Source organism: Billgrantia antri, assembly GCF_017868935.1.
Classification (GTDB): domain Bacteria; phylum Pseudomonadota; class Gammaproteobacteria; order Pseudomonadales; family Halomonadaceae; genus Halomonas; species Halomonas antri.
The window spans coordinates 1,714,013-1,733,474 of sequence record NZ_CP053383.1 but is presented as its reverse complement, the minus strand read 5'-3'; the positions used below and the strand labels follow the sequence as shown (position 1 = coordinate 1,733,474).

The 19,462-nt window shown below is 63.9% G+C and carries 19 protein-coding genes; 3 read left to right on the top strand and 16 right to left on the bottom strand.

Going from position 1 to position 19,462, the window contains the following annotated elements; translation table 11 throughout:
* Positions 1 to 28 precede the first annotated feature (28 nt).
* The 3 genes from HNO53_RS08105 to HNO53_RS08095 form a co-directional block, all read right to left on the bottom strand.
* The gene (locus tag HNO53_RS08105) at positions 29 to 796 is read right to left on the bottom strand and encodes an SDR family NAD(P)-dependent oxidoreductase (protein ID WP_209477660.1); all 768 of its coding nucleotides are present in this window, start codon (positions 794 to 796) and stop codon (positions 29 to 31) included.
* Between the two features lie 15 nt (positions 797 to 811).
* Positions 812 to 2,488 (bottom strand): AMP-binding protein, encoded by a 1,677-nt coding sequence (locus HNO53_RS08100; protein ID WP_209477659.1) that lies wholly within the window; start codon positions 2,486 to 2,488, stop codon positions 812 to 814.
* Between the two features lie 204 nt (positions 2,489 to 2,692).
* Positions 2,693 to 3,298 carry a TetR/AcrR family transcriptional regulator gene (locus HNO53_RS08095; protein WP_209477657.1) on the bottom strand — a complete coding sequence of 202 codons (606 nt, stop codon included), beginning with the start codon at positions 3,296 to 3,298 and terminating at the stop codon, positions 2,693 to 2,695.
* Positions 3,299 to 3,465: 167 nt separating this feature from the next.
* On the opposite strand from HNO53_RS08095, the gene HNO53_RS08090 reads away from it, so the two are divergent.
* Positions 3,466 to 4,653, top strand: coding sequence for an acetyl-CoA C-acyltransferase (locus tag HNO53_RS08090; protein WP_209477655.1), 1,188 nt, complete (start codon positions 3,466 to 3,468; stop codon positions 4,651 to 4,653).
* Positions 4,654 to 4,707: 54 nt separating this feature from the next.
* On the opposite strand, the gene HNO53_RS08085 is transcribed toward HNO53_RS08090, so the two are convergent.
* On the bottom strand, positions 4,708 to 5,511 hold the full coding sequence (locus tag HNO53_RS08085) for an ABC transporter permease (RefSeq protein ID WP_209477654.1): 804 nt from the start codon (positions 5,509 to 5,511) through the stop codon (positions 4,708 to 4,710).
* Positions 5,502 to 6,122, bottom strand: a complete 621-nt coding sequence (locus HNO53_RS08080) for an ABC transporter ATP-binding protein (RefSeq protein ID WP_209477653.1) — start codon at positions 6,120 to 6,122, stop codon at positions 5,502 to 5,504. Before HNO53_RS08080 ends, HNO53_RS08085 begins: the two co-directional genes overlap by 10 nt.
* 128 nt (positions 6,123 to 6,250) lie before the next feature.
* On the opposite strand from HNO53_RS08080, the gene arsB reads away from it, so the two are divergent.
* The gene (arsB, locus tag HNO53_RS08075; protein WP_209477652.1) at positions 6,251 to 7,336 is read left to right on the top strand and encodes an ACR3 family arsenite efflux transporter; all 1,086 of its coding nucleotides are present in this window, start codon (positions 6,251 to 6,253) and stop codon (positions 7,334 to 7,336) included.
* Here the strand turns inward: arsB and HNO53_RS08070 are convergent.
* From HNO53_RS08070 to HNO53_RS08035, 8 genes are all read right to left on the bottom strand, one after another.
* Positions 7,333 to 9,012: a methyl-accepting chemotaxis protein gene (locus tag HNO53_RS08070; protein WP_209477651.1), complete on the bottom strand. Its 1,680-nt coding sequence runs from the start codon at positions 9,010 to 9,012 to the stop codon at positions 7,333 to 7,335. The genes arsB and HNO53_RS08070 overlap by 4 nt on opposite strands.
* Before the next feature lie 127 nt (positions 9,013 to 9,139).
* Positions 9,140 to 9,529 carry a metalloregulator ArsR/SmtB family transcription factor gene (locus HNO53_RS08065; RefSeq protein ID WP_275951364.1) on the bottom strand — a complete coding sequence of 130 codons (390 nt, stop codon included), beginning with the start codon at positions 9,527 to 9,529 and terminating at the stop codon, positions 9,140 to 9,142.
* Positions 9,530 to 9,587: 58 nt separating this feature from the next.
* The gene (locus tag HNO53_RS08060) at positions 9,588 to 10,013 is read right to left on the bottom strand and encodes an arsenate reductase ArsC (RefSeq protein WP_209477650.1); all 426 of its coding nucleotides are present in this window, start codon (positions 10,011 to 10,013) and stop codon (positions 9,588 to 9,590) included.
* A 10-nt stretch (positions 10,014 to 10,023) separates the two neighbouring features.
* Positions 10,024 to 10,833: a phosphate ABC transporter ATP-binding protein PstB gene (pstB, locus tag HNO53_RS08055; protein WP_420827859.1), complete on the bottom strand. Its 810-nt coding sequence runs from the start codon at positions 10,831 to 10,833 to the stop codon at positions 10,024 to 10,026.
* 57 nt (positions 10,834 to 10,890) lie between these two features.
* On the bottom strand, positions 10,891 to 12,057 hold the full coding sequence (gene pstA, locus HNO53_RS08050) for a phosphate ABC transporter permease PstA (RefSeq protein ID WP_209477648.1): 1,167 nt from the start codon (positions 12,055 to 12,057) through the stop codon (positions 10,891 to 10,893).
* Positions 12,058 to 12,075: 18 nt separating this feature from the next.
* Complete coding sequence (pstC, locus tag HNO53_RS08045) at positions 12,076 to 13,332, bottom strand: phosphate ABC transporter permease subunit PstC (protein WP_209477646.1); 1,257 nt, start codon at positions 13,330 to 13,332, stop codon at positions 12,076 to 12,078.
* 101 nt (positions 13,333 to 13,433) lie between these two features.
* Positions 13,434 to 14,462 (bottom strand): substrate-binding domain-containing protein, encoded by a 1,029-nt coding sequence (locus HNO53_RS08040; protein ID WP_209477644.1) that lies wholly within the window; start codon positions 14,460 to 14,462, stop codon positions 13,434 to 13,436.
* 124 nt (positions 14,463 to 14,586) lie between these two features.
* On the bottom strand, positions 14,587 to 15,792 hold the full coding sequence (locus tag HNO53_RS08035) for a Bcr/CflA family multidrug efflux MFS transporter (RefSeq protein WP_209477642.1): 1,206 nt from the start codon (positions 15,790 to 15,792) through the stop codon (positions 14,587 to 14,589).
* Positions 15,793 to 15,934: 142 nt separating this feature from the next.
* On the opposite strand from HNO53_RS08035, the gene tal reads away from it, so the two are divergent.
* Positions 15,935 to 16,870, top strand: coding sequence for a transaldolase (gene tal / locus HNO53_RS08030; protein ID WP_209477640.1), 936 nt, complete (start codon positions 15,935 to 15,937; stop codon positions 16,868 to 16,870).
* A 71-nt stretch (positions 16,871 to 16,941) separates the two neighbouring features.
* Here the strand turns inward: tal and HNO53_RS08025 are convergent, their stop codons facing one another.
* Genes HNO53_RS08025 through HNO53_RS08015 form a run of 3 tightly spaced genes read right to left on the bottom strand, consistent with a single transcriptional unit; the run spans position 16,942 to position 19,452 of the window.
* On the bottom strand, positions 16,942 to 17,454 hold the full coding sequence (locus HNO53_RS08025) for an STAS domain-containing protein (RefSeq protein ID WP_209477638.1): 513 nt from the start codon (positions 17,452 to 17,454) through the stop codon (positions 16,942 to 16,944).
* Positions 17,441 to 18,646, bottom strand: a complete 1,206-nt coding sequence (locus tag HNO53_RS08020; RefSeq protein ID WP_209477636.1) for a PP2C family protein-serine/threonine phosphatase — start codon at positions 18,644 to 18,646, stop codon at positions 17,441 to 17,443. The genes HNO53_RS08025 and HNO53_RS08020 overlap by 14 nt, the downstream gene beginning before the upstream one ends.
* An 11-nt stretch (positions 18,647 to 18,657) precedes the next feature.
* Positions 18,658 to 19,452 (bottom strand): MlaA family lipoprotein, encoded by a 795-nt coding sequence (locus HNO53_RS08015; RefSeq protein WP_209477634.1) that lies wholly within the window; start codon positions 19,450 to 19,452, stop codon positions 18,658 to 18,660.
* Positions 19,453 to 19,462 lie beyond the last annotated feature (10 nt).

Here is a 19,462-nt window from a genome sequence, read left to right as displayed (position 1 = left end):
GTACCTGCCAAGCAGGTACCGCCAACGCTCACTGCATGCGAATGCCACCGTCCAGGCGTATCACCTCGCCATTGAGCATGGGATTGGTGATGATCTGCTCGGCGAGACGGGCAAACTCGTCGGGATATCCCAGCCGCTTGGGGAACGGCACCGAGGCCGCCAGCGCCTGGGCGGCCTCGTCGGGAATCTCGCTCATCATGGGGGTCTGGAATACGCCTGGGGCAATGGCCATCACGCGGATGCCGTGGCGCGACAGCTCGCGTGCCGCCGGCAGGCTCATGCCCACCACGCCGGCCTTGGAGGCACTGTAGGCGCACTGCCCCACCTGGCCGTCGAAGGCAGCTATGGATGCGGTATTGACGATGACGCCGCGCTCGCCGTCGTCGCCCGGCCCATTCTTCGCCATGGCGGCAGCGGCCAGCCGCATCACGTTGAAGGTGCCCACCAGGTTGATCTGCACGGTACGCGCATAGGCCTCGAGATCGGCGGGGTTTCCTTCGCGGTCGACCAGCTTGGCCACGCTGACCACCCCGGCACAGTGCACCACGCCGGCCAGCCCCGCCTCACCGCCCAGGGCGACTGCGGCATCGACCGCCGCCTGAATGTCCTTGGCCGAGGTCACGTCGCCGCGCACCGCGCGGGCCGCCTCACCCAGCTTTTCGGCATGGCTCTCGACGGCCTCGCTCAGGTCGCAGAGCACCACCCGGCCGCCGCCGGCGACCAGGCGTTCGGCGGTGGCCGCCCCCAGCCCGGAGGCGGCGCCGGTGATCAGAAAGGTACGGTCCTTCACTTGCATTCAGCAATCTCCCGGTTATTTCGCCGCAGGTGCGGTCGTGTTCGCCTTCTCCGTGGCATCAGCACGCAGCTTGAAGCGCTGAATCTTGCCGCTCGGCGTCTTGGGCAAGGTCTCGACGAACTCGATGACCCGCGGGAAGGCGTGGGTGGAGAGTCGCTCGCGTACCAGTTGGCGAATCTCGTCGGCCAAGGCGTCGCTGGCCTCGAAACCTTCGCGCAGCACGATGTAGGACTTGATGATCTCGCCGCGGATCTCGTCGGGCTGGCCAACGGCAGCCGACTCAGCCACCGCCGGATGAGTCATCACGCTATTCTCCACGTCGGTGGGTCCCACCCGGTAGCCGGCGGTAGTGATGATGTCGTCGTCGCGCCCGGCGAACTGGAAGGTGCCGTCCTCGTTGCGAATCACCACGTCGCCGGTCAAGTAGTACCCCTCGGCGAAGGGATGCTTCTCCTGCCAAGTGTAGCCGGCGAAGAAGTGCGCCGGTGAACGGGCGATGTCCACCGCCAGCACGCCAGGCTCGCCCGGGGGCAGCTCCCGATACTCAGCGTCGAGGATCGCCAGGCGATAGCCGGGCATCGGCACTCCCATGGCGCCGACGTGCTTGGGATGCGCCAGCGCGTGGTGGTTGCAGCAGGTCATGCCGGTCTCGGTCTGGCCGTAGTGGTCCATGACCGGACAGCCCAGCGAGCGCTCGACCCAGGTCACCACTTCGGTGTTGAGCGGTTCGCCGGCGGAGCTGGCCACGCGCAGCTCGAGCGTCCGATGGGCGTCGTCGAACAGGCCCGAGGCCTTCATCAGGCGATAGGCGGTGGGGGCGGCGGCAAAGTTGGTGATGCGGTGACGCTGCATGAAGGCAAGCGCTCCCTCGGCGCTGAAGCCCGCCTCGCAGAAGTGGGTGGTCACGCCCAGCAGCAGCGGCCCGGCTATGGCGTAATAGAGCCCGTAGGCCCAACCGGGATCGGCCATGTTCCAGAAGCGGTCACTCTCGCGCAGGTCGATGGCGAGTTCCATGTAGAGCGCAAAGGCCGGCATGCCGGAGAGCGGCACGGCCACGCCCTTGGGCTTGCCCACGGTGCCGGAGGTGAACATCTGCAGGAAGGGCGCGTCAGGGGCGAGCCGCGGCGGATTGGCCTGAATCGGCTTATGCGCCAGCGCCTCGCGCCAGTCCAGATCGGCGTCATGTCCTTCGCTCGCGCCACCCACCGCCAGCACCGGCGGGCATTGCGACAGGCCATCGAACTTGAAACGATTGGCGTGATCGGTGATTACCAGCTTGGTGTCGGCCCGCCCCAGGCGGTAATCGACTGCATCGGGGCCGAAGGCGGTAAACAAGGGCTGATAGACCGCGCCGATGCGCCAGGTGGCCAAGACCGCCACCAGCAGCTCGGGCGAGCGCGGCAGCATGCAGGCGATACGATCGCCGACGCCGAGACCGCGCTCGGCGAACCAGCCCGCCAACCTGGCACTCTCGGCCTCCAGTTCGGCGAATGTCAGCCGATTGACGTTGCCCTGAGCATCTTCATGGATCAACGCCAGCACGTCGCCCCGACCTGCGCGCAGATGGCGACCACAGCACGACTCGTAAGCGTTGAACTTGCCATCGCCATGATCGTCGAGGCGAGCGATGACCTCGTCAATGGAAAAGCCTTCGTAGTAGGCGGAGTACTCAGGAAGCTGTTGGGTGCTCATGAACTGCCCTCTCGTACCGGTTTGTGCTTGTTGTTGAAACGCCGCCTCGGCTCCGTTGCCCCTCACCGAGGTGCACTCGCTGCGATGTACAGCGCGAATCTGTTCTGCTTAAATGCCGTTGACGTAAGCGTCAACCTAGCAAGCGCTCGGTACAAGCTAGAAGCAAAGCACGGGCAGGGCAACCCCCAGGAGGAGCGACCTGGGCTAGACCTTGGTCGACTGCCCCGGCTGGACATGGGTCGCAGGGGCGATCATGGCGACGAGTTCGTGGGCCAGGTCTTCCGGCTTGCGCGGCCCTTCGGGGTCGTACCAGCGTACCGTCCAGTTCAGCGCCCCCATGACGAAGCGGGACACCAGGAAGCGATCGCCGTGGATGAGCCCGGCTTCCAACGCTTCGTCGATGACCTGCTCCCACAACGCTTCATAGGCGTCGCGTAGATGGCTCAAGTGGTCCCGTGCCGCAGGATCCAGCCGGCGCCACTCGTAGAGTGCGACCACATGCGCATTGCGGTCGGTCAGCAGGGTTTGCAGGTGGGCGCGGGCCATGGCATGGAGGCGCTCGCTGGTCGAGTCACCGCACTCCTCCAGGGCCTGCCGCGCCAGCATCAGGGCATTTTGAGTGCCCTCCTCGATGACGGCCGCCAGGATTTCCTGCTTGTCGCGAAAATGGTGGAACAGGCTACCGGACTTGATGCCCATTTCCTGGGCCAGCATGCGCACCGTGGTGCGGTCAAATCCCTCCTGGACGAACAATTGCGCGGCCAGGCGGGTCAATTCCTTACGGCGAGGAGACTCGTTAACGACATTCATCGGGTTTACACTAGCGCTTGCTTGGTTGATCTTGAGAAAAGCACAGCGGCGCTGGCAGGTCAACGCAGCAGACTGCGGACAACGCCAACGAGACGACCGAGAGCCTTGTCATGGCTGGCTCTCGCAGACCATTAGCACAACGAATGATTTGACAGGAGACCGCCACCATGAGCAGCCCCAACGATATCGTATTCCTTTCCGCCGCCCGCACCCCCATGGGCGGCATGCTGGGCAGCCTCTCGAGCCTGACCGCCCCGGAACTCGCCGCCACCGCCATTCGCGCCGCGATCGAGCGCGCCGGCATCGAATCCAGCGCCATCGATGAAGGCATCATGGGTTGCGTGCTGCCGGGCGGCGTCAAGCAGGGCCCGGCCCGCCAGGCGATGCGCCAGGCCGGCATTCCCGACGGCATCGGCGCCACCACCATTAACAAGCTGTGCGGCTCGGGCATGAAGGCGGCCATGCTGGCTCATGACCTGATCCGCGCGGGCAGCGGCGAGGTGATCCTGGCCGGCGGCATGGAGTCGATGTCCAATGCCCCGCACGTGCTCACCAAGGCGCGCACCGGCTATCGCCTGGGCCACGGCGAACTCAAGGATCACATGTTCCTCGACGGCCTCGAAGACGCCGAGACCGGCAAGCTGATGGGCGTCTTCGCCCAGGACGTTGCCAGCGAGCGCGGCTATTCCCGCGAGCGTCTGGACGATTTCGCCATCGCCTCGCTGGAGCGGGCCATGGAAGCCACCAATGACGGCCATCTCAAGGCCGAGATGGCGCCGGTCACCGTCACCAGCCGCCAGGGTGAAAGCGTGGTCGAGCACGACGAGCAGCCGTTCCAGGCCAAGCTCGACAAGATCCGCCAGCTGCGCCCCGCCTTCGCCAAGGACGGAACCATCACCGCGGCCAACTCCAGCTCTATCTCGGACGGCGCCTCGGCGCTGATCCTGGCCAGTCAGGCCGCCGCCGACCGCCTGGGCAGCAAGCCCCTGGCGCGGATGCTGGGCCACAGTACCCACTCCCAGCACCCCAGCGAGTTCACCATCGCCCCGGTAGGGGCCATCGACAAGCTGTTGAAGAAGCTCGACTGGAGCGTCGCCGACGTCGACCTGTTCGAGATCAACGAGGCCTTTGCCGTGGTCACCCTGCTGGCCATGGACGGACTCGACATCCCCCATAGCAAGGTCAACGTCTTCGGCGGTGCCTGTGCCCAGGGGCATCCCATCGGCTCCACCGGTTCGCGGATCATCGCCACCCTGATCCATGCCCTGCGCACCAAGGGCGGCAAGCGCGGCATCGCCAGCCTGTGCATCGGCGGCGGCGAGGCCACCGCCGTGGCAGTCGAGTTAATCGACTAAGCCAAGCCAAGTACAGGCCATGTCAACGCCCGCCTCGAATCGAGGCGGGCGTTTTCATGAACGGGGTGCCGAGAGCCGATCGAGGCGCAGTCGCTCCCGGCCATCGAACAGCCGGCGGCTGCCCACGGCCACCGCGGCCAGGGTGCCGAAGCCGGTGCCCAGGGTAATCGCGAACATGATCAGGATCTGATACTTGACCGCCAGCCCCGGCGCCGTACCGGCGAGTATCTGGCCGGTCATCATGCCCGGCAGGCTGACCACCCCGGCGGCGGCCATGGCGTTGATCATCGGCATCAATCCGCTGCGCATCGCCTCGCGCCGAATGTCGCCGATCGCCACCTGCCAGGGCTCGCCCAGCATCAGCCGGTTCTCGATCACGCCGCGCTGGCGCCAGGCAGTATCGGTCAGGCGATCCAGCGCCAGGGCCACCCCGGTCATGGTATTGCCCAGCAGCATGCCCAGCAGCGGTATGGCGTACTGCGGCCGATACCACGGCTCCGGGCCAATGACGACCGTCAGGGTCAGCACGGCCACGGTGAAGGAGGAGAGAAACATCGACAGCGTGCCGATGCCGAAGGTCCAGCCGCCCAGCAGCCGGCGCTGCTGCCGCGCCATCACCTCGCGCCCGGCGATCAGCAGCATCGCCAGCGCCATCAGCACGACCCATACGAGTCGCTCGGCGGCGAACAGCGCCTCCAGCACCAGCCCCACCAGCGCCAGCTGAATGACAGTGCGCAGTGCGGCGATCAAGAGGCTACGGCTCATTCCCAGCCGCAGGGCAGCGGTACAGCCAGCCAGCATCACGACCATCAATGCCGCCAGTGCCAGCTGCCACCAGGAGAGTTCTATTACGCCCAAGCGACCTCCGCCTCTTCCAGCCGCCCGCTCACGATCCGCCAATGGCGGCTGGCCACCCGGGAGATCTGTCTTCGATCATGGGCGACCCATAGTGTCGGCCAACCTCGCGAACGAATGCGCTCCGACAGCCAGGCTTCTACGCAAGCGCTGGTCGCGTCATCCAGGTTGGCGGTCGGTTCATCGAGCAGTAACACTTGCGGTTCGCGACTGACGGCCCGCAACAGCCCCAGGCGCTGCTTCTCGCCGGTGGAGAGCCGGCCCACCTGCCAAGACAGAGTCTCGCGAGTGAATCCTAGCGCCTGCAGCTCCACATCGGCCGGCTCGTCGGCGAAGTGTTGCTTCACCGTTTCCGCCCACCAGTGGCTTTCCGCGGGGACCAGCATCACCCGGCGCCGCCAGGCGTGTCCAGGCACCTGCGCCTGGGCCTGATCACCCAACCAGACCTCACCCTCATGGGGCTCGAGATCGGCCACCGCCCGCAGCAGACGGCTCTTGCCCGAGCCACTGGCGCCAGATAGGCAGACGATCTCACCGGGCAAGACCTCGAGATCGATATTGTTCAGCGCACCGATGCCGACGCCTGCGAGCCGGAGGGATTCGGTTAGGCTCACATCGCTTCCCCATCATCAGTCATGACCGAATCATATCAGCGCAGGCCCTTGGCACGACACGAGAAATATTGCTCACATATGGAAAAGCATATATTTTTCGCCCATCCCTTCGTGTACAGGAGCGGCACATGTCCGACGATACTCTCTCGCAGGCTCCCTCCTCTGCCGAAGGCATGGGACGATTCGAACGCTTTCTCTCCGTATGGGTAGCGCTTGCCATCGTGGCCGGTGTACTGCTCGGCCAGTTTGCCCCCGCCGTACCCGAGACGCTGGCCCGGTTCGAGGTTGCCCAGGTATCGATCCCCGTGGCAATTCTGATCTGGGCCATGATCTTCCCGATGATGGCCCAGGTCGATTTTGCCGCCGTGCTCGGCGTTCGCCGCCAGCCCAAGGGACTTATCATCACCACCACGGTGAACTGGCTCATCAAGCCCTTCACCATGTTCTCCATCGCCTGGTTCTTCCTGATGGTGCTGTTCCGGCCCTGGATACCAGAGGCACTGGCCCAGCAATACCTGGCTGGGGCGATCCTGCTCGGCGCCGCACCTTGCACCGCCATGGTCTTCGTCTGGAGCTATCTGACCCGTGGCGATGCGGCTTACACCCTGGTTCAGGTTGCACTCAACGATTTGATCATGCTGTTCGCCTTCGCTCCCATCGTGGTGTTTCTGCTCGGCGTCTCCAACATCCAGGTACCTTGGGATACCGTGGCGCTGTCGGTCTTCCTCTATATCGTCATTCCGCTGACCGCCGGCTACCTGACCCGGCGCTTTCTCATCGCTCGCCACGGCAATGAATGGTATGACAGCGTCTTCATGAAGCGGATGGGGCCAATCACTCCCATCGGTCTGATCGTCACCCTTGTGCTGCTGTTCGCCTTCCAGGGCGACGTGATCCTCACCAACCCGCTGCACATCGTACTGATCGCGATTCCGCTGATCCTGCAGACCTTCCTGATCTTCTTCATCGCCTACGGCTGGGCCAAGGCCTGGAGAGTGCCGCACAATGTGGCTGCCCCCGGTGCGATGATCGGCGCCAGCAACTTTTTCGAGCTGGCCGTGGCCGCCGCCATCGCGCTGTTCGGTTTGCAGTCCGGCGCGGCGCTGGCCACGGTGGTGGGCGTGCTGGTGGAAGTGCCGCTGATGTTGGCGCTGGTGCGCATCGCCAACAACACCCGACACCACTTTTCGTCAGCCAGCGTGGGCCGGGGCTAAGCTGACTCGAGCAGCGCTTCAACCGGGCGCTGCACGGGCGTCTCCGTGTCTTCGGACTCCTGCCGGAAACCAACCGCAGGCGGCCCCCATGACCCGGTCATGACATGGGCAGGTTGCGCAGCGGGCAGCACGAAGCGCTGGGCCTGCTCCTGCATGCGCAGCGATTGCGCCTCGAGCTCGCCGGCACTGGCCGCGGCCTGTTCGACCAACTGGCTGCTGTCACGAGTGGAACCCTCCATCTGCCCCATGGCCCGGTTTACCTCCTCGATGCCGAGCCGCTGCTCGGCCGAGGCGTGCACAACCTGCTCCATCAGCGTATCGACCCGTTCGATGGCGTCGATGATGCCCCGCGTATGCTCGGCAGCCCGTACCGAGAGGGAATTGCCCTCAGCCACACTTGCCCGGGAAGCCTGGATGCGCTGCTGGATGTCCCGTGCTGCCTCGGCGCTGCGCGACGCCAGGGCACGGACTTCGCTTGCCACCACCGCGAAGCCCCTGCCCTGTTCCCCGGCGCGAGCTGCCTCGACCGAGGCGTTGAGCGCCAGGAGGTTGGTCTGAAAGGCGATCGACTCGATCACGCCCACGATACTGGTGATTTCTTTGGAGTGGCCATGGATGTCGTCCATGGTGGCAATGAAACGCGTGATGACTTCCTCCCCTTCTCGTGCACGCTGGGCGGCGGCCTCCGCCGACTCGCCCACCTGACGGGCATTGTCGGCATTGCTGGCAACGGTCGACGTCAGCTGCTCCAGGCTGGCGGCGGTCTGCTCGAGCGCCACGGCCTGCTGGCGGGTCTGGGCCGCCAGCGCCTGGTTGTGCCAGGCCATCTCCCGACTGCCCAGGTGGACGTTATCGCTGGCACTTCGCAGGAAACCCACGGTCTCGATGAGCGAACGCTGCATGGTGGCAAGCTCGGCATACAGTTGGCCAATCTCGTTGCGCCCTCTCGCTTCTACCGGGGCGGAGAGGTCTCCCCTCGCAATACGCTGGAAGTGCTCGATGATACGTCGCAGCGGGCGTATGACATTGACGGTGACGCCCCAGACCACCCCGACGATCAGCAAACACGCCACGGCCAGAGACGCCAGGATGGCCCAGGCCATTCCATCGGCAAGGCGCTCGAAACGCACCTTAAGTGCCTCGCCCTGGGCCGTCGAATCGGTGAGAAAGGTATCTGCCGCCTCAATGAAGGCCTGACCGCTGTCGTTGACGCGGGACTGACCGGAGCGATAACCGGCATGGTCACCGTCCTCGAGAAGCATCAGCTGCAATTTGAGGTTGTTATTGACCAGAGACTGGTAACGACCCGTCAGCGTCTCGACAGCCGCCTGACGTTGCTCGGCCATGGGAATCTCGAGAAAAGTCTCGAAGGCGAGTTCGGCCTCGGCAAGGCGATCTCGCGCGCGATCGAGAGCCGGCCCGGGCATTTCGAAGGAAGGTACCCGTAGCAGCTCGGCGGCTCGGTCCATCTCGATCCGTGCCTGGAGGACATTGGTATAGGTGCGATTCAAGGCCCCGGCCTGCTCGACGTTGAGCCGGTTGAGGGTATCGAAGGCATCACGGCTCATCTTGTTGGAGACCAGACCCAAACCTCCGGCACCCAGGATCAGCACGCTGAAGGCTACCAGCACCAGCGACCAGCTGAGCCGTACCGTCATGTCTTGGAATCGTTTCATACGCTCCCCGCGCGTTGGTGGTCGTCCGACACGGCCATGGAAGGCCGCCTCGTCGGGGAACATAAGTAACAGCTGAAGATGACAGTTCGAGGAAGACAGGAAAAACGAGAGGAACGACCAGGATTAATCAACAAAACGCAGCGCGGCGCTCCGGACGGTTACCCATCCCAAGCAGACGCGCCTGCAAGGCGTCCAGGCGGGACGCCTCACCGGCCTCGGCGGCGGCGAGGACGGCCGTCACCCAGTCTGCGAGGCGCTCGGCCAGCCGATAATAGACCCACTGGCCATCGCGATGATCCTGCAGCAGCCCGCATTCGCGCAGCTGCGCCAGGTGGCGCGACACCTTGGGCTGGGATTCGCCTAGCGCATGGGTCATCTCGCACACGCACAGCTCGCCCTCGCGCCAGATCAGCAGCGTCAATTGCAGGCGAGTCTCATCGGCGAGGCACTTGAAGAGTCGGGCAGGCTCGGGCAGGGTCAAGGCGCCTCCTTTTACGACGGGAGTTGGCGTCACCATTCTACGTCAATCCCGGTGCACCAACAGCGGCGGCTGACGCCGCCACGCCCACGCTTCCTCAGCGCGCGAGATCCCCCCGCGACGCGACTTCAAGCCATAGCACAAGACGGCGGCGAATCTCCTGCAAGGCCTGCTCATAGGCATCGGGGCGGCCGATCAACCGGGGATCGCGAATATCCCAGAATAGCCGCTCCTCGCAGCCGCCAGGCCATTCGCGACAGGCCTGCTGCGCCTTGTCGCAGAGAATCATCACGGTATCGAAGTGCTCGCCCTCGAATGCCTCCAAGGGCTTGCTGGCCAATCCCTGGGTGGAGATGCCCTGCTTCTCCAAGGCAGCCAGTGCCAGTTCGTGCGGCCGGTCGGGCTCGGTGCCGGCACTGAAGGCCTCGAAGCGATCTCCCGCCATGTGGCGCAGCAGCGCCTCTCCCATCAACGAGCGCGCCGAGTTGGCATTGCACAGGAACAGCACACGTTTGCGTGTCATGAACGGCTCCTCAGCCATAACGTCCGGTAATGTAGTCTTCGGCCTTCTTGGTGGCAGGGTTGGAGAACATCGTCTTGGTATCGTTGTACTCGATGATTTCGCCAAGATGGAAGAAAGCGGTGTAATCCGCGACTCGCGCTGCCTGCTGCATGTTGTGGGTCACCGTGACGATGGTGAACTGCTTCTTGAGCTTGTCCATCAGGTCTTCGATGGTGGCGGTCGATATCGGGTCCAGCGCCGAAGTCGGCTCGTCCATCAGGATCACGTCGGGCTGCACGGCGATCGCGCGCGCGATGCACAAGCGCTGCTGCTGCCCGCCCGACAGCGACGTGCCGGGCTGGTGCAGCTTGTCCTTTACCTCCTCCCACAGGCCGGCATCACGCAGGGCGCGCTCCACCAGTTCGTCCTGCTCGGCCTTGCGTCCGACCAGGTCGTGCATGCGCGGTGCGTAGGCGATGTTCTCGTAGATCGACTTGGGGAACGGATTGGGTTTCTGGAACACCATACCTACGCGGCGCCTGAGCGCCACTTCATCCATCTTGCGTGCGTTGACGTCACGACCGTCCATCTCCACCAGCCCCTCGATACGCACGCCGGGGATCAAGTCGTTCATGCGGTTGAGACAACGCAGAAAGGTCGACTTGCCACAGCCCGACGGACCGATGAGTGCGGTAACGTTCTTCTGGTACAGGTCGATGTTGAGGCTTTTCAGCGCCTGGGATTCGCCGTACCAGAGGCTGAGGTCTCGCACACGGATGCTCAACTCGTGATTGGCATCCTGATTGCGCGTCACCGGCTGGCCGGTCTGAGAACGAGACATGGGGGTACTACTCCGCTCGGATACTTGAATGTTCATCGATTCGTGACCTCGGTTGGCCTACCAGCGGCGCTCGAATTTCTTGCGCAGGATGACGGCAGTGGCATTCAGGAAAATGAGAATAGACAATAGGACCAGGATGCCGCCCGCGGTTTTCTCGACGAAGGCGCGCTCCGGCTCCCCCGCCCAGGTGAAGATCTGTGCCGGCAGCACGGTGGCGGCCTGGGTGAACGAGGCCGACACGTCAGGAATGAAGGCGACCATGCCGACGATGATCAGCGGCGCCGTCTCCCCCATGGCCTGGGCCAGGCCGATGATCGAACCGGTCATGATGCCCGGCATGGCCAGCGGCAGCACGTGGTCGCGAACCACTTGCCAGCGCGAGCAGCCGACGCCGAAGGCGGCATGGCGAATCGAATCCGGCACGCTGCGCAGCGCCGTGCGCGTGGCGATGATGATCACCGGCAGTGTCATCAGCGCCAATGTCATGCCGCCCACCAGCGGCGAGGAGCGCGGCACGCCGAAGAAGCTGATGAAGATCGCCAGCCCCAGTAGGCCGAACAGGATCGAGGGGATCGCTGCCAAGTTGTTGATATTGATCTCGATCAGCTGGGTAAAGCGATTGTCAGGGGCGAACTCCTCGAGATAGACCGCCGTCATCACCCCGATGGGGAAGGAGATGGCCAGCGTCACCAGCATGGTCAGCACCGTCCCCACCGCGGCAGAGAGAATGCCCGCACTCTCGGCCATCTTGGAATCGCCGCGCGTGAAGAATGTGGTATTGAAACGCAGCTCCAGGCGGCCGGCTTCGATCAACTCATCGACCACCTCCTGCTGGTTGCCGCGCAGCTTGTTGTCGTGCCCCTTGAGGTACTGGTCCACTTCGCTCGTGGCCAACACCCAGCGGGTCTCGCTGGTGCCCAGCAGCTCGGGATTGGCACGCAGCTGGCCAGGAATGAGGCGCTCGAAGGTCCGGCTCACCAGCCTGGCGACCTCGGGGTCCATGGCGGCACGCCCCATGCGGGTCGCATCCTCGTTGTACTCCAGCTCGACCTGGATATAGGCCTGCTGGAAGGCCGGTAGCCCCTTGCTCAGCATGTCAGCAAAGAACAGCACCAGAAAGAGGCCTGCCAGCCCCAGCGCACTCATGGAAATCCACTTCAGCCGCGCCGACTTGCGGTGACGCTTCTTCAGCTGCGAGCTGATGACGTCGAAGGATTGGCTCATCGGGTCGTATCCTCGGCGTTACAGGTTGTTGACGCGGTATTTGGCACGGAAGCGACGAATCATCAGCACCGACACCAGGTTCAGGCTCAGCGTGACGGCAAACAGCACCAGCCCAAGGGCGAAGGCCGAGAGCGTCTCGGCGCTCTCGAACTCGAGATCTCCGGTCAACGCGGCCACGATGCGCACCGTCACGGTGGTCATGTCCTCTAGCGGGTTGGCCGTCAGGTTGGGCCGCATGCCGGCGGCCATCACCACGATCATGGTCTCGCCTAGCGCTCGCGACACCGCCAGCAGCGACGCAGAAATGATGCCGGGTAGCGCCGCGGGAATGACCACGTCGCGAATGGTCTCCCCCTTGGTCATGCCCAGGGCCAGCGACCCCTGCCGCATGCTGTCTGGCACGGAGTTGATGACATCGTCGGAAAGCGACGAGATGAAAGGAATGATCATGATGCCCATCACCACGCCCGGTGCCACGGCATTGTTGAACGAGGCATCGAGGCCGAAGAAACCGGCAATGTTGACGATGATCGGCGCCACCGTGATGGCAGCAAAGAAGCCGTAGACCACGGTGGGTATGCCGGCCAGCACCTCCAGGGTCGGTTTGGCCAGGGTGCGCACGCGCTGGGGAGCGAACTCCGCCATGTAGATGGCCGCCAGCAAGCCGATGGGAATGGCTACCAGCATGGCGATCGCGGTGATCATGAAGGTGCCGGCGAACAGCGGTACCGAGCCGAACTGGGCGGCACTGGAGGCGTCGTCCGCCCGTCCGGCCGCTGCCAGAAAACTCGCGCCCGGATTCCACACGGTGCCGGTAATGAACTCCCAGAAGTTGTGCATCTGGAAGAAGCGCAGCGCCTCGAAGACGATCGAAAACAGAATACCGAAAGTGGTGAAGATCGAGATCAGCGCAGCACTTACCAGCAGCCAACGAATCACCCGCTCGATGGCCTCGCGGGCATGAAAGTCGGGACGCACGCAGCGGATACCGACGGCGGCGCCGATGGCGGCGACCGCCAGGCTGACCGCCAGCAGGTAGGCGGTGGGAATCTCGGCCCCCACTAGCAGCATCAGGAAAGCACCGACGGCGCCGACCAGCAACGCCGGCCCGGCGGTAGCGACGACCGTGAACCAGGCGTACTGATCGGGCTGGGCGTACATGGCCTGGCCCGAGGCTCGAACCCTGGCAGCCTTGGACCGCCCCAGGAAGAAAGCGATCAGCCCCAGCAACAGCAGGCCGCCTAGGAAAAGGATCAGATATTGATTGGTCTGCATGTCTCTCTCTCGGGTAACTGACGACGGCAGGGTGCCGGAACGTGCAACGGCCGGCAACCCGAGAGTTGCCGGCCGACCAGGCCTCCCTGCCTGCTGCCTTGTTATTTCAGGTCGGAAGCCTGCAGGCTGGCACGCTCTTCGACCCTGGCGCGCGTCTGCTCGCGCTCTGCCTCAGGCAGCGGAATCAGGCCGAGGTCTGTCAGGTAACCACCCTCGCCGATCATCTCCTCGGAGACGAACATCTCGACGTAATCATACAGCGGCGGTACGTCCTGAGCGTGCTGGTTCTTCACGTAGAAGAACAGCGAGCGGGCGATCGGATAGTCGCCGGCACTGATGGCCTCGGCTTCCGGCTCGACGCCGCCGATGCTCGAAGCGTTCAGCGCCTGCTGGTTCTCGACCAGGAAGGAGTAGCCGAAAATGCCGAAGGAGCCGGTGTCTTCTGCCAGGCGCTGGACGATCAGGTTGTCGTTCTCACCCGCGTCGATATAGGCGCCGTCGGCCCGAATATCGGTGTAGGCTTCGCCACCATAAGCCTCCATGTCTTCGGAGACGGCCTCCATGACCAGCTCCTCGAAGGCATCGCGAGTGCCGGAAGTAGTGGGCGGCCCATAGATGGAGATTTCGCGATCCGGCAGCGAGGAGTCGATATCGCTCCAGTTCTGGTAGGGGTTGTCGACCAGCTCGCCGTCCTGCGGCACCTTGGCTGCCACGGCCAGGAACAGCTGCTCGAGGGTCAGGTCCAGTGCTTCGTTCTCACTGGACTGAGCGAAAACGATGCCGTCGGAGCCGATCTTGACTTCGGTGACGTCGGTGACGCCGTTCTCTTCGCAGCGCTCGAGCTCCGAGGATTTGATGCGGCGAGAGGCGTTGGAGATGTCGGGAGTACCCTCACCCACACCGTTGCAGAACAGACGGATACCACCGCCGGAGCCGGTCGACTCGATCACCGGTGTCGGGTATTCGGTGACGGCACCGAACTCCTCGGTCACGTAGCTGGCAAACGGGTAAACGGTGCTGGAGCCGACGATGCGGATCTGATCGCGAGCCTGTGCGACGCCCACCACGCCCATGACGGCGGCAGCAACGATCGTGGTCTTGAAGACACGGCTCTTGATGGTGCGGTTCATGCGGGTCACTCCTGTCGATGAGAAAGGTATCTCGCCCTTGCATGGCATACGATGCCGACACTCGATGACAGCTTCATGACAATGTGACCAAACTTTATCGCCCCCTCAAATCCTGGCAATTCAATCAGGGCGACGACGGGCCAGCAGCCGTCAGCCCTGCCCTGCCCGCCAGCACACGCAGCCCCAGGTTGCCCGCCAGCGAGGCTCCCAGCATGGTGGCCACCATGGGCCAGGCGCTGTCGATCTGGAAGGCACCCACCAGCACGCCGGCCAAGGCGCCGCAGGAGAACTGGATGCTGCCCTGCAAGGCAGCCGCCGTGGCGCTCATATGATGGAAGTGATCGAGCAGCGAGGAGATGGCGTTGGGCGCCACCAGGCCAATGGTGCCGGCGAACAGCATGATCAGCGGCACCACGCTCCATAGCGACTCCAGCCCGGTAGCGACCAGCAGTGCGAGCCCGGAGGCCGCCGCCAGTTGAATGGCCAGCCCCAGGCACAGATTCTGTTGCGGACTGCGCCGGCGCAGCAAGCGGATGTTGAGGCGATTGGAAGCCGCCATGGTGACCACGTTGACGCCGAACACCAGCGGATAGTGTCCCGGGCTCAGCCCGTAATGCTCCAGATAGAGGAAAGGCGAGGCAGTGATGAAAGCAAACAGCCCGGCGAAGGACATGGAGGCCGCACACACGTAGCCCATGGCCTCGCGGTGGCGCAGCACGCTGACATAGTTACCCAGCATCTGGCGCGGCGAGGCGGCAGGCGCGCCGGGAGCGCGGGTCTCCGGCAGCCGGGTACCCATCAGCCACATCAGGAAGGCGGCATAGCCGGCCAGGAAGACGAAGATCAGCCACCAGTCGCCAAGATAGAGCAGCCCACTACCCACGACCGGCGCCGCCAGGGGCGCCAGCAGCATGATGATCGCCATGGTCGACATCACCTTGGCAGCCTCCCGACCGCTGAAGCAGTCCCGCACGATGGCCGCCGAGTTGACCACCGTGGCACCTCCCCCCAACGCCTGCACGAACCGCCAGGCCAACAGCTCCGTTAGCGAGTCGACGCTGGTGATCACCAGGCTCGCCAGGAGGAAGACCACCAGGCCGCCCAGCAGTACTGGCTTTCGCCCCACCCGGTCGGAGAGCGGCCCGAACAGCAGCTGCCCCAGGGCAAAGCCGGCCAGAAAAGCGCTCAGCGAGAGTTCGGTATGGTGAATACTGGCGCCGATACTGTCAGCCAGTGCCGACATGGCGGGTAGATAGGCGTCGATGGCAAAAGGCGCCAATGCAGTATTGGTAGCCACCAGCAGGGCCACGCGTCGGGGAGAGAGGGTCAAGAGAACTCCGTGTGACCTCGGTAGAAAAAGCTAGGAGGCTAATCATAGCGCAACTGCCGGCGTGTTGCCTCGGCCAGGCGGCTGTTCGCTTCACCTTCCAGTTGCTAAAGTGGCTCGATACTGACACTCAGGAGTGACTGCAATGGCAGAGGACCTGCTTAGCCAACTCAAGACGATGAGCACCGTGGTGGCCGACACCGGAGACATCGATGCCATCCGTCGTTTTCAGCCCACCGATGCCACCACCAATCCTTCGCTGATCCTGCAGGCCGCCCAGCACGAAGACCGGCGCAAGCGGCTTGGGGAAATAGCCCGGCAGGCCACCGACATCGACGATGCCCTTGATGCCGTGGCCGTGGAGATCGGCAGCGAGATCAGTGGCCTGGTGCCCGGCTACGTCTCCACCGAAGTCAGCGCCCGGCTCTCCTTCGACACCGAGGCGACCCTGGCCCGGGCTCGTTCGCTGGTCGAGCGCTACGACCGCCACGGCATCGGCCCCGAACGCATCCTGATAAAGGTCGCCTCGACCTGGGAGGGCATCCGCGCCGCCCGCCAACTGGAGCGCGAAGGCATCCATTGCAACCTGACCCTGCTGTTCAGCTTCGCTCAGGCACAAGCCTGCGCCGATGCAGGGGTCACGTTGGTCTCGCCCTTCGTCGGCCGCATTCTCGACTGGAACCGGACCAAGTGGCCGGATGCCGACTTCAGCGGCGACAACGACCCCGGCGTCAAGTCGGTCAAGCGCATCTACGAGCACTACAAGGGGCATGGCTACAAGACCATTGTCATGGGAGCCAGTTTCCGCAATGTCGGTGAGATCCTGGCCCTGGCCGGCTGCGACCGCCTGACCATCTCCCCGGCCCTGCTCGGCGAACTGGCCGAGAGCCATGAGCGTCTCGAACGGCGGCTAAGCCCGGCCGGCGCCGAGACCTCGCCGCCGGAGCCCCAGGACGAGGCAGAGTTTCGCTGGGCAATGAACGAGGACGCCATGGCCACCGAGAAGCTGGCCGAGGGCATCCGCAAGTTCGCCGACGACCAGCGCAAGCTGGAAAAGCTGCTGGGAGAGCTGCGTCAGTAACATGACCGTCGCGAGAACAGAATGGGACGGGGGCGTGGCGTCTTGCCTGACGCCACGCCTGGGAACGTTCGCTAGTGCTTGTCGGTATGGGAGGTCTCTTGTGCCTCCAGCATTTCGACCAGCGGCTGAAACTCTTCCCGATTGTGATCGCTCATGCGCATGAGGATACGGTGCGCCTCGAGGATGCGCTTGCGCATCCCTTCCATATCGGCGGGAATTTCGGGCAGGTCGCTGAGTTCGCAGGTTTCGGTCAGCGGAGCCTTGACCATGGCGAAGAACTGAGCGAAGCCCATGACCTCGAGCATGCGCTGCACGTCGGGATTGTCCACCACGATGGTGGGCTTGTAGAGGATACGATCCTTGACCGCCATGGCCACCTTGGCCAGAAAACCCAGTGCAGTGGAGTCCACGTTGGTGGCCTCACGCAGATCGATTATCAGCGATTGCAGGCCCGGTGTGCGGGCGAGCTGCTGGGCCTGAGTATCCAGCGTCGCACAGAGCGTCAAGCGTACGTCGCCGCACAGCTTGAGCACGAAGACACCGGAGTCGAACGCCGCCTGGACGCGGCCCTCATTCGTGATCATTACCAAATCCGCTCAACATCATGATCGTCAGGTCATCGGGCAGTTCCTGTGCGCCGTCATCCCCTTCGGCATCGATGTCGCGGGGAGTGTCCAGCATCAGGCTGTCGCGAAGCCGCTCCAACGTCGTACAGGTACGCACTCGTTGCTCGAGTTCCCTGAGCCGCGCGTCGAGCGTTTCGCCCGGCAGGCACTCCAATACTCCATCCGAACACAACCATAACCGGAAGTTCGCCGGTAACCTATACCTCAAACGTGGATACTCCACGTCAGGAAACAGGCCTACCGGCATGCCCTCACCGGGCAGCTCCAACACCTCGCCATCCGCCACCAGTAGCGGCTTGGGCAATTGCGCGCCCAGCGAATAGTGAAGCTCGCGGGTCTGTCGGTCAATCACGCCGACGAACAGCGTGGCATGCTTGCCTATCCCGGCGTCCAGCAGTTCCCGATTGAGCGCCGCCAACCAACGCGCTGGCAGCGCCTCCGGCTGGCAGGCATTCCAATCGCCCAGCCAGCGGTTGAACAGGTACTTGAGCAGGACGGTGACGAACGCGGAAGAGGCGCCGTGGCCGGATACATCGGCAAAATAGAACAGCGTGTATCGCTCGTCAAAGCGCTGGAAGTCGAGGAAGTCCCCCGACAGGTAGAGCGAAGGGATCAGCCAGTAGTCGCAGGTCACGCCACCGATGGTTTGTGGGTGGGGCGGCAGCAGCTTGCGCTGGATCTGCCCTCCCGCCTGCTGGTCGAGACGCAGCAGTGCCAGATGCGTTTCCAGGCTCTCGTTGAGTTCTTCCAGATGCGCGTTGAGCTGTGCCAGGCGTTCACGGTCCTGCTTGCGCTCATTCTCAAGCTGGCGCAGCTCGATCGCCTTGCGGATCATGCGCCGCAGCAATTGGCCGTGGCGCATCGGCTCGACGACATAGTCCACCAGCCCGACGTCGACCGCCGTCAACAGGTCGGCGTCGAGGCGTGAATCACTGACCACGACGGTGGGCAGACGTTCCGTCAGGCTCGACCATGCCAGGCTGGGAATCGCCTGGGCATGGGCGACGACCAAGGCCGTCTCCGGCGGCAGATCCTCGAGGCGTTGTGCGGCATACACCGCCAGACCATCGCGGGCGATGGTGTCGGCCAGGGCATCGCGATAGGCACCGGGCTCATCGAGTACGCCGATCAACGGCTTGGATGCATCCATCGGCTCAGGCCTCAATCGGCGAAGTCAGCATCATCGAATTCGCTGTCATCGAAATCGTCATCGTCGAAATCGAAGTCGAATTCATCGCTGGCAAAAGGATCGTCGCCCTGCTCGCCGTCGGAGACCTCGAAGCGTCGGCGCTGCAGGTAGGCATCGCGAATGAAGACATAGCGGTCTCCGCGGATCAGTTGCTCCTGATCCAGAAAACCTGCCCGCACGTCGACGATACGCAGCGCGGTCAAGCCGTAGCGCACCTTATCGTCCTCAACATAGGTCAGCGGATAGGTATACGCATCCAACGGCAAACCGGACGTATCGCGCACCGTGCTGGGGCCCAGTAGCGGCAGGACCAGATAGGGCCCCTCTCCGACGCCCCACACGCCAAGCGTCTGGCCGAAGTCCTCCTCATCAGCGGTAATGCCCATGTGAGTGGCAAAATCCCACAGGCCGGCGATGCCCACCGTCGTGTTGATCACAAAGCGCGACGTCGATAGTCCGGCATTGGCGGGCTTGCCCTGCAGCAGACTGTTGAGCGTGGTGCGGATCTCCCCCAGGTTGGAAAAGAAGTTGCCGACACCGGTCTGCACCGGTTGCGGCGTCACCGCACGATAGCCGCGAGCCACCGGTTTCAGTACCGTCCGGTCGATCGCCTCGTTGAAGGAGAACACTCGGCGATTGAAGCCCTCCCAGGGATCATCGGGGTGGCGCTCCTCCACCGCCACCCGCCCGGCACAGCCTGCCAGCATGGCCAGGGCGGCCAGGGCGACCAGTAGGCGAGTGGCAAAGCCGGTCTGCTTCACGACCATCGGATACGTC

Bases quoted from the DNA above. Each gene is read 5' to 3' on its own strand.
- HNO53_RS08105 (WP_209477660.1), bottom strand. From the start codon at position 796: ATGCAAGTGAAGGACCGTACCTTTCTGATCACCGGCGCCGCCTCCGGG.
- HNO53_RS08100 (WP_209477659.1), bottom strand. From the start codon at position 2,488: ATGAGCACCCAACAGCTTCCTGAGTACTCCGCCTACTACGAAGGCTTT.
- HNO53_RS08095 (WP_209477657.1), bottom strand. From the start codon at position 3,298: ATGAATGTCGTTAACGAGTCTCCTCGCCGTAAGGAATTGACCCGCCTG.
- HNO53_RS08090 (WP_209477655.1), top strand. From the start codon at position 3,466: ATGAGCAGCCCCAACGATATCGTATTCCTTTCCGCCGCCCGCACCCCC.
- arsB (WP_209477652.1), top strand. From the start codon at position 6,251: ATGTCCGACGATACTCTCTCGCAGGCTCCCTCCTCTGCCGAAGGCATG.
- HNO53_RS08070 (WP_209477651.1), bottom strand. From the start codon at position 9,012: ATGAAACGATTCCAAGACATGACGGTACGGCTCAGCTGGTCGCTGGTG.
- HNO53_RS08065 (WP_275951364.1), bottom strand. From the start codon at position 9,529: ATGGTGACGCCAACTCCCGTCGTAAAAGGAGGCGCCTTGACCCTGCCC.
- HNO53_RS08060 (WP_209477650.1), bottom strand. From the start codon at position 10,013: ATGACACGCAAACGTGTGCTGTTCCTGTGCAATGCCAACTCGGCGCGC.
- pstB (WP_420827859.1), bottom strand. From the start codon at position 10,833: ATGTCTCGTTCTCAGACCGGCCAGCCGGTGACGCGCAATCAGGATGCC.
- pstA (WP_209477648.1), bottom strand. From the start codon at position 12,057: ATGAGCCAATCCTTCGACGTCATCAGCTCGCAGCTGAAGAAGCGTCAC.
- pstC (WP_209477646.1), bottom strand. From the start codon at position 13,332: ATGCAGACCAATCAATATCTGATCCTTTTCCTAGGCGGCCTGCTGTTG.
- HNO53_RS08040 (WP_209477644.1), bottom strand. From the start codon at position 14,462: ATGAACCGCACCATCAAGAGCCGTGTCTTCAAGACCACGATCGTTGCT.
- tal (WP_209477640.1), top strand. From the start codon at position 15,935: ATGGCAGAGGACCTGCTTAGCCAACTCAAGACGATGAGCACCGTGGTG.
- HNO53_RS08025 (WP_209477638.1), bottom strand. From the start codon at position 17,454: ATGATCACGAATGAGGGCCGCGTCCAGGCGGCGTTCGACTCCGGTGTC.
- HNO53_RS08020 (WP_209477636.1), bottom strand. From the start codon at position 18,646: ATGGATGCATCCAAGCCGTTGATCGGCGTACTCGATGAGCCCGGTGCC.
- HNO53_RS08015 (WP_209477634.1), bottom strand. From the start codon at position 19,452: ATGGTCGTGAAGCAGACCGGCTTTGCCACTCGCCTACTGGTCGCCCTG.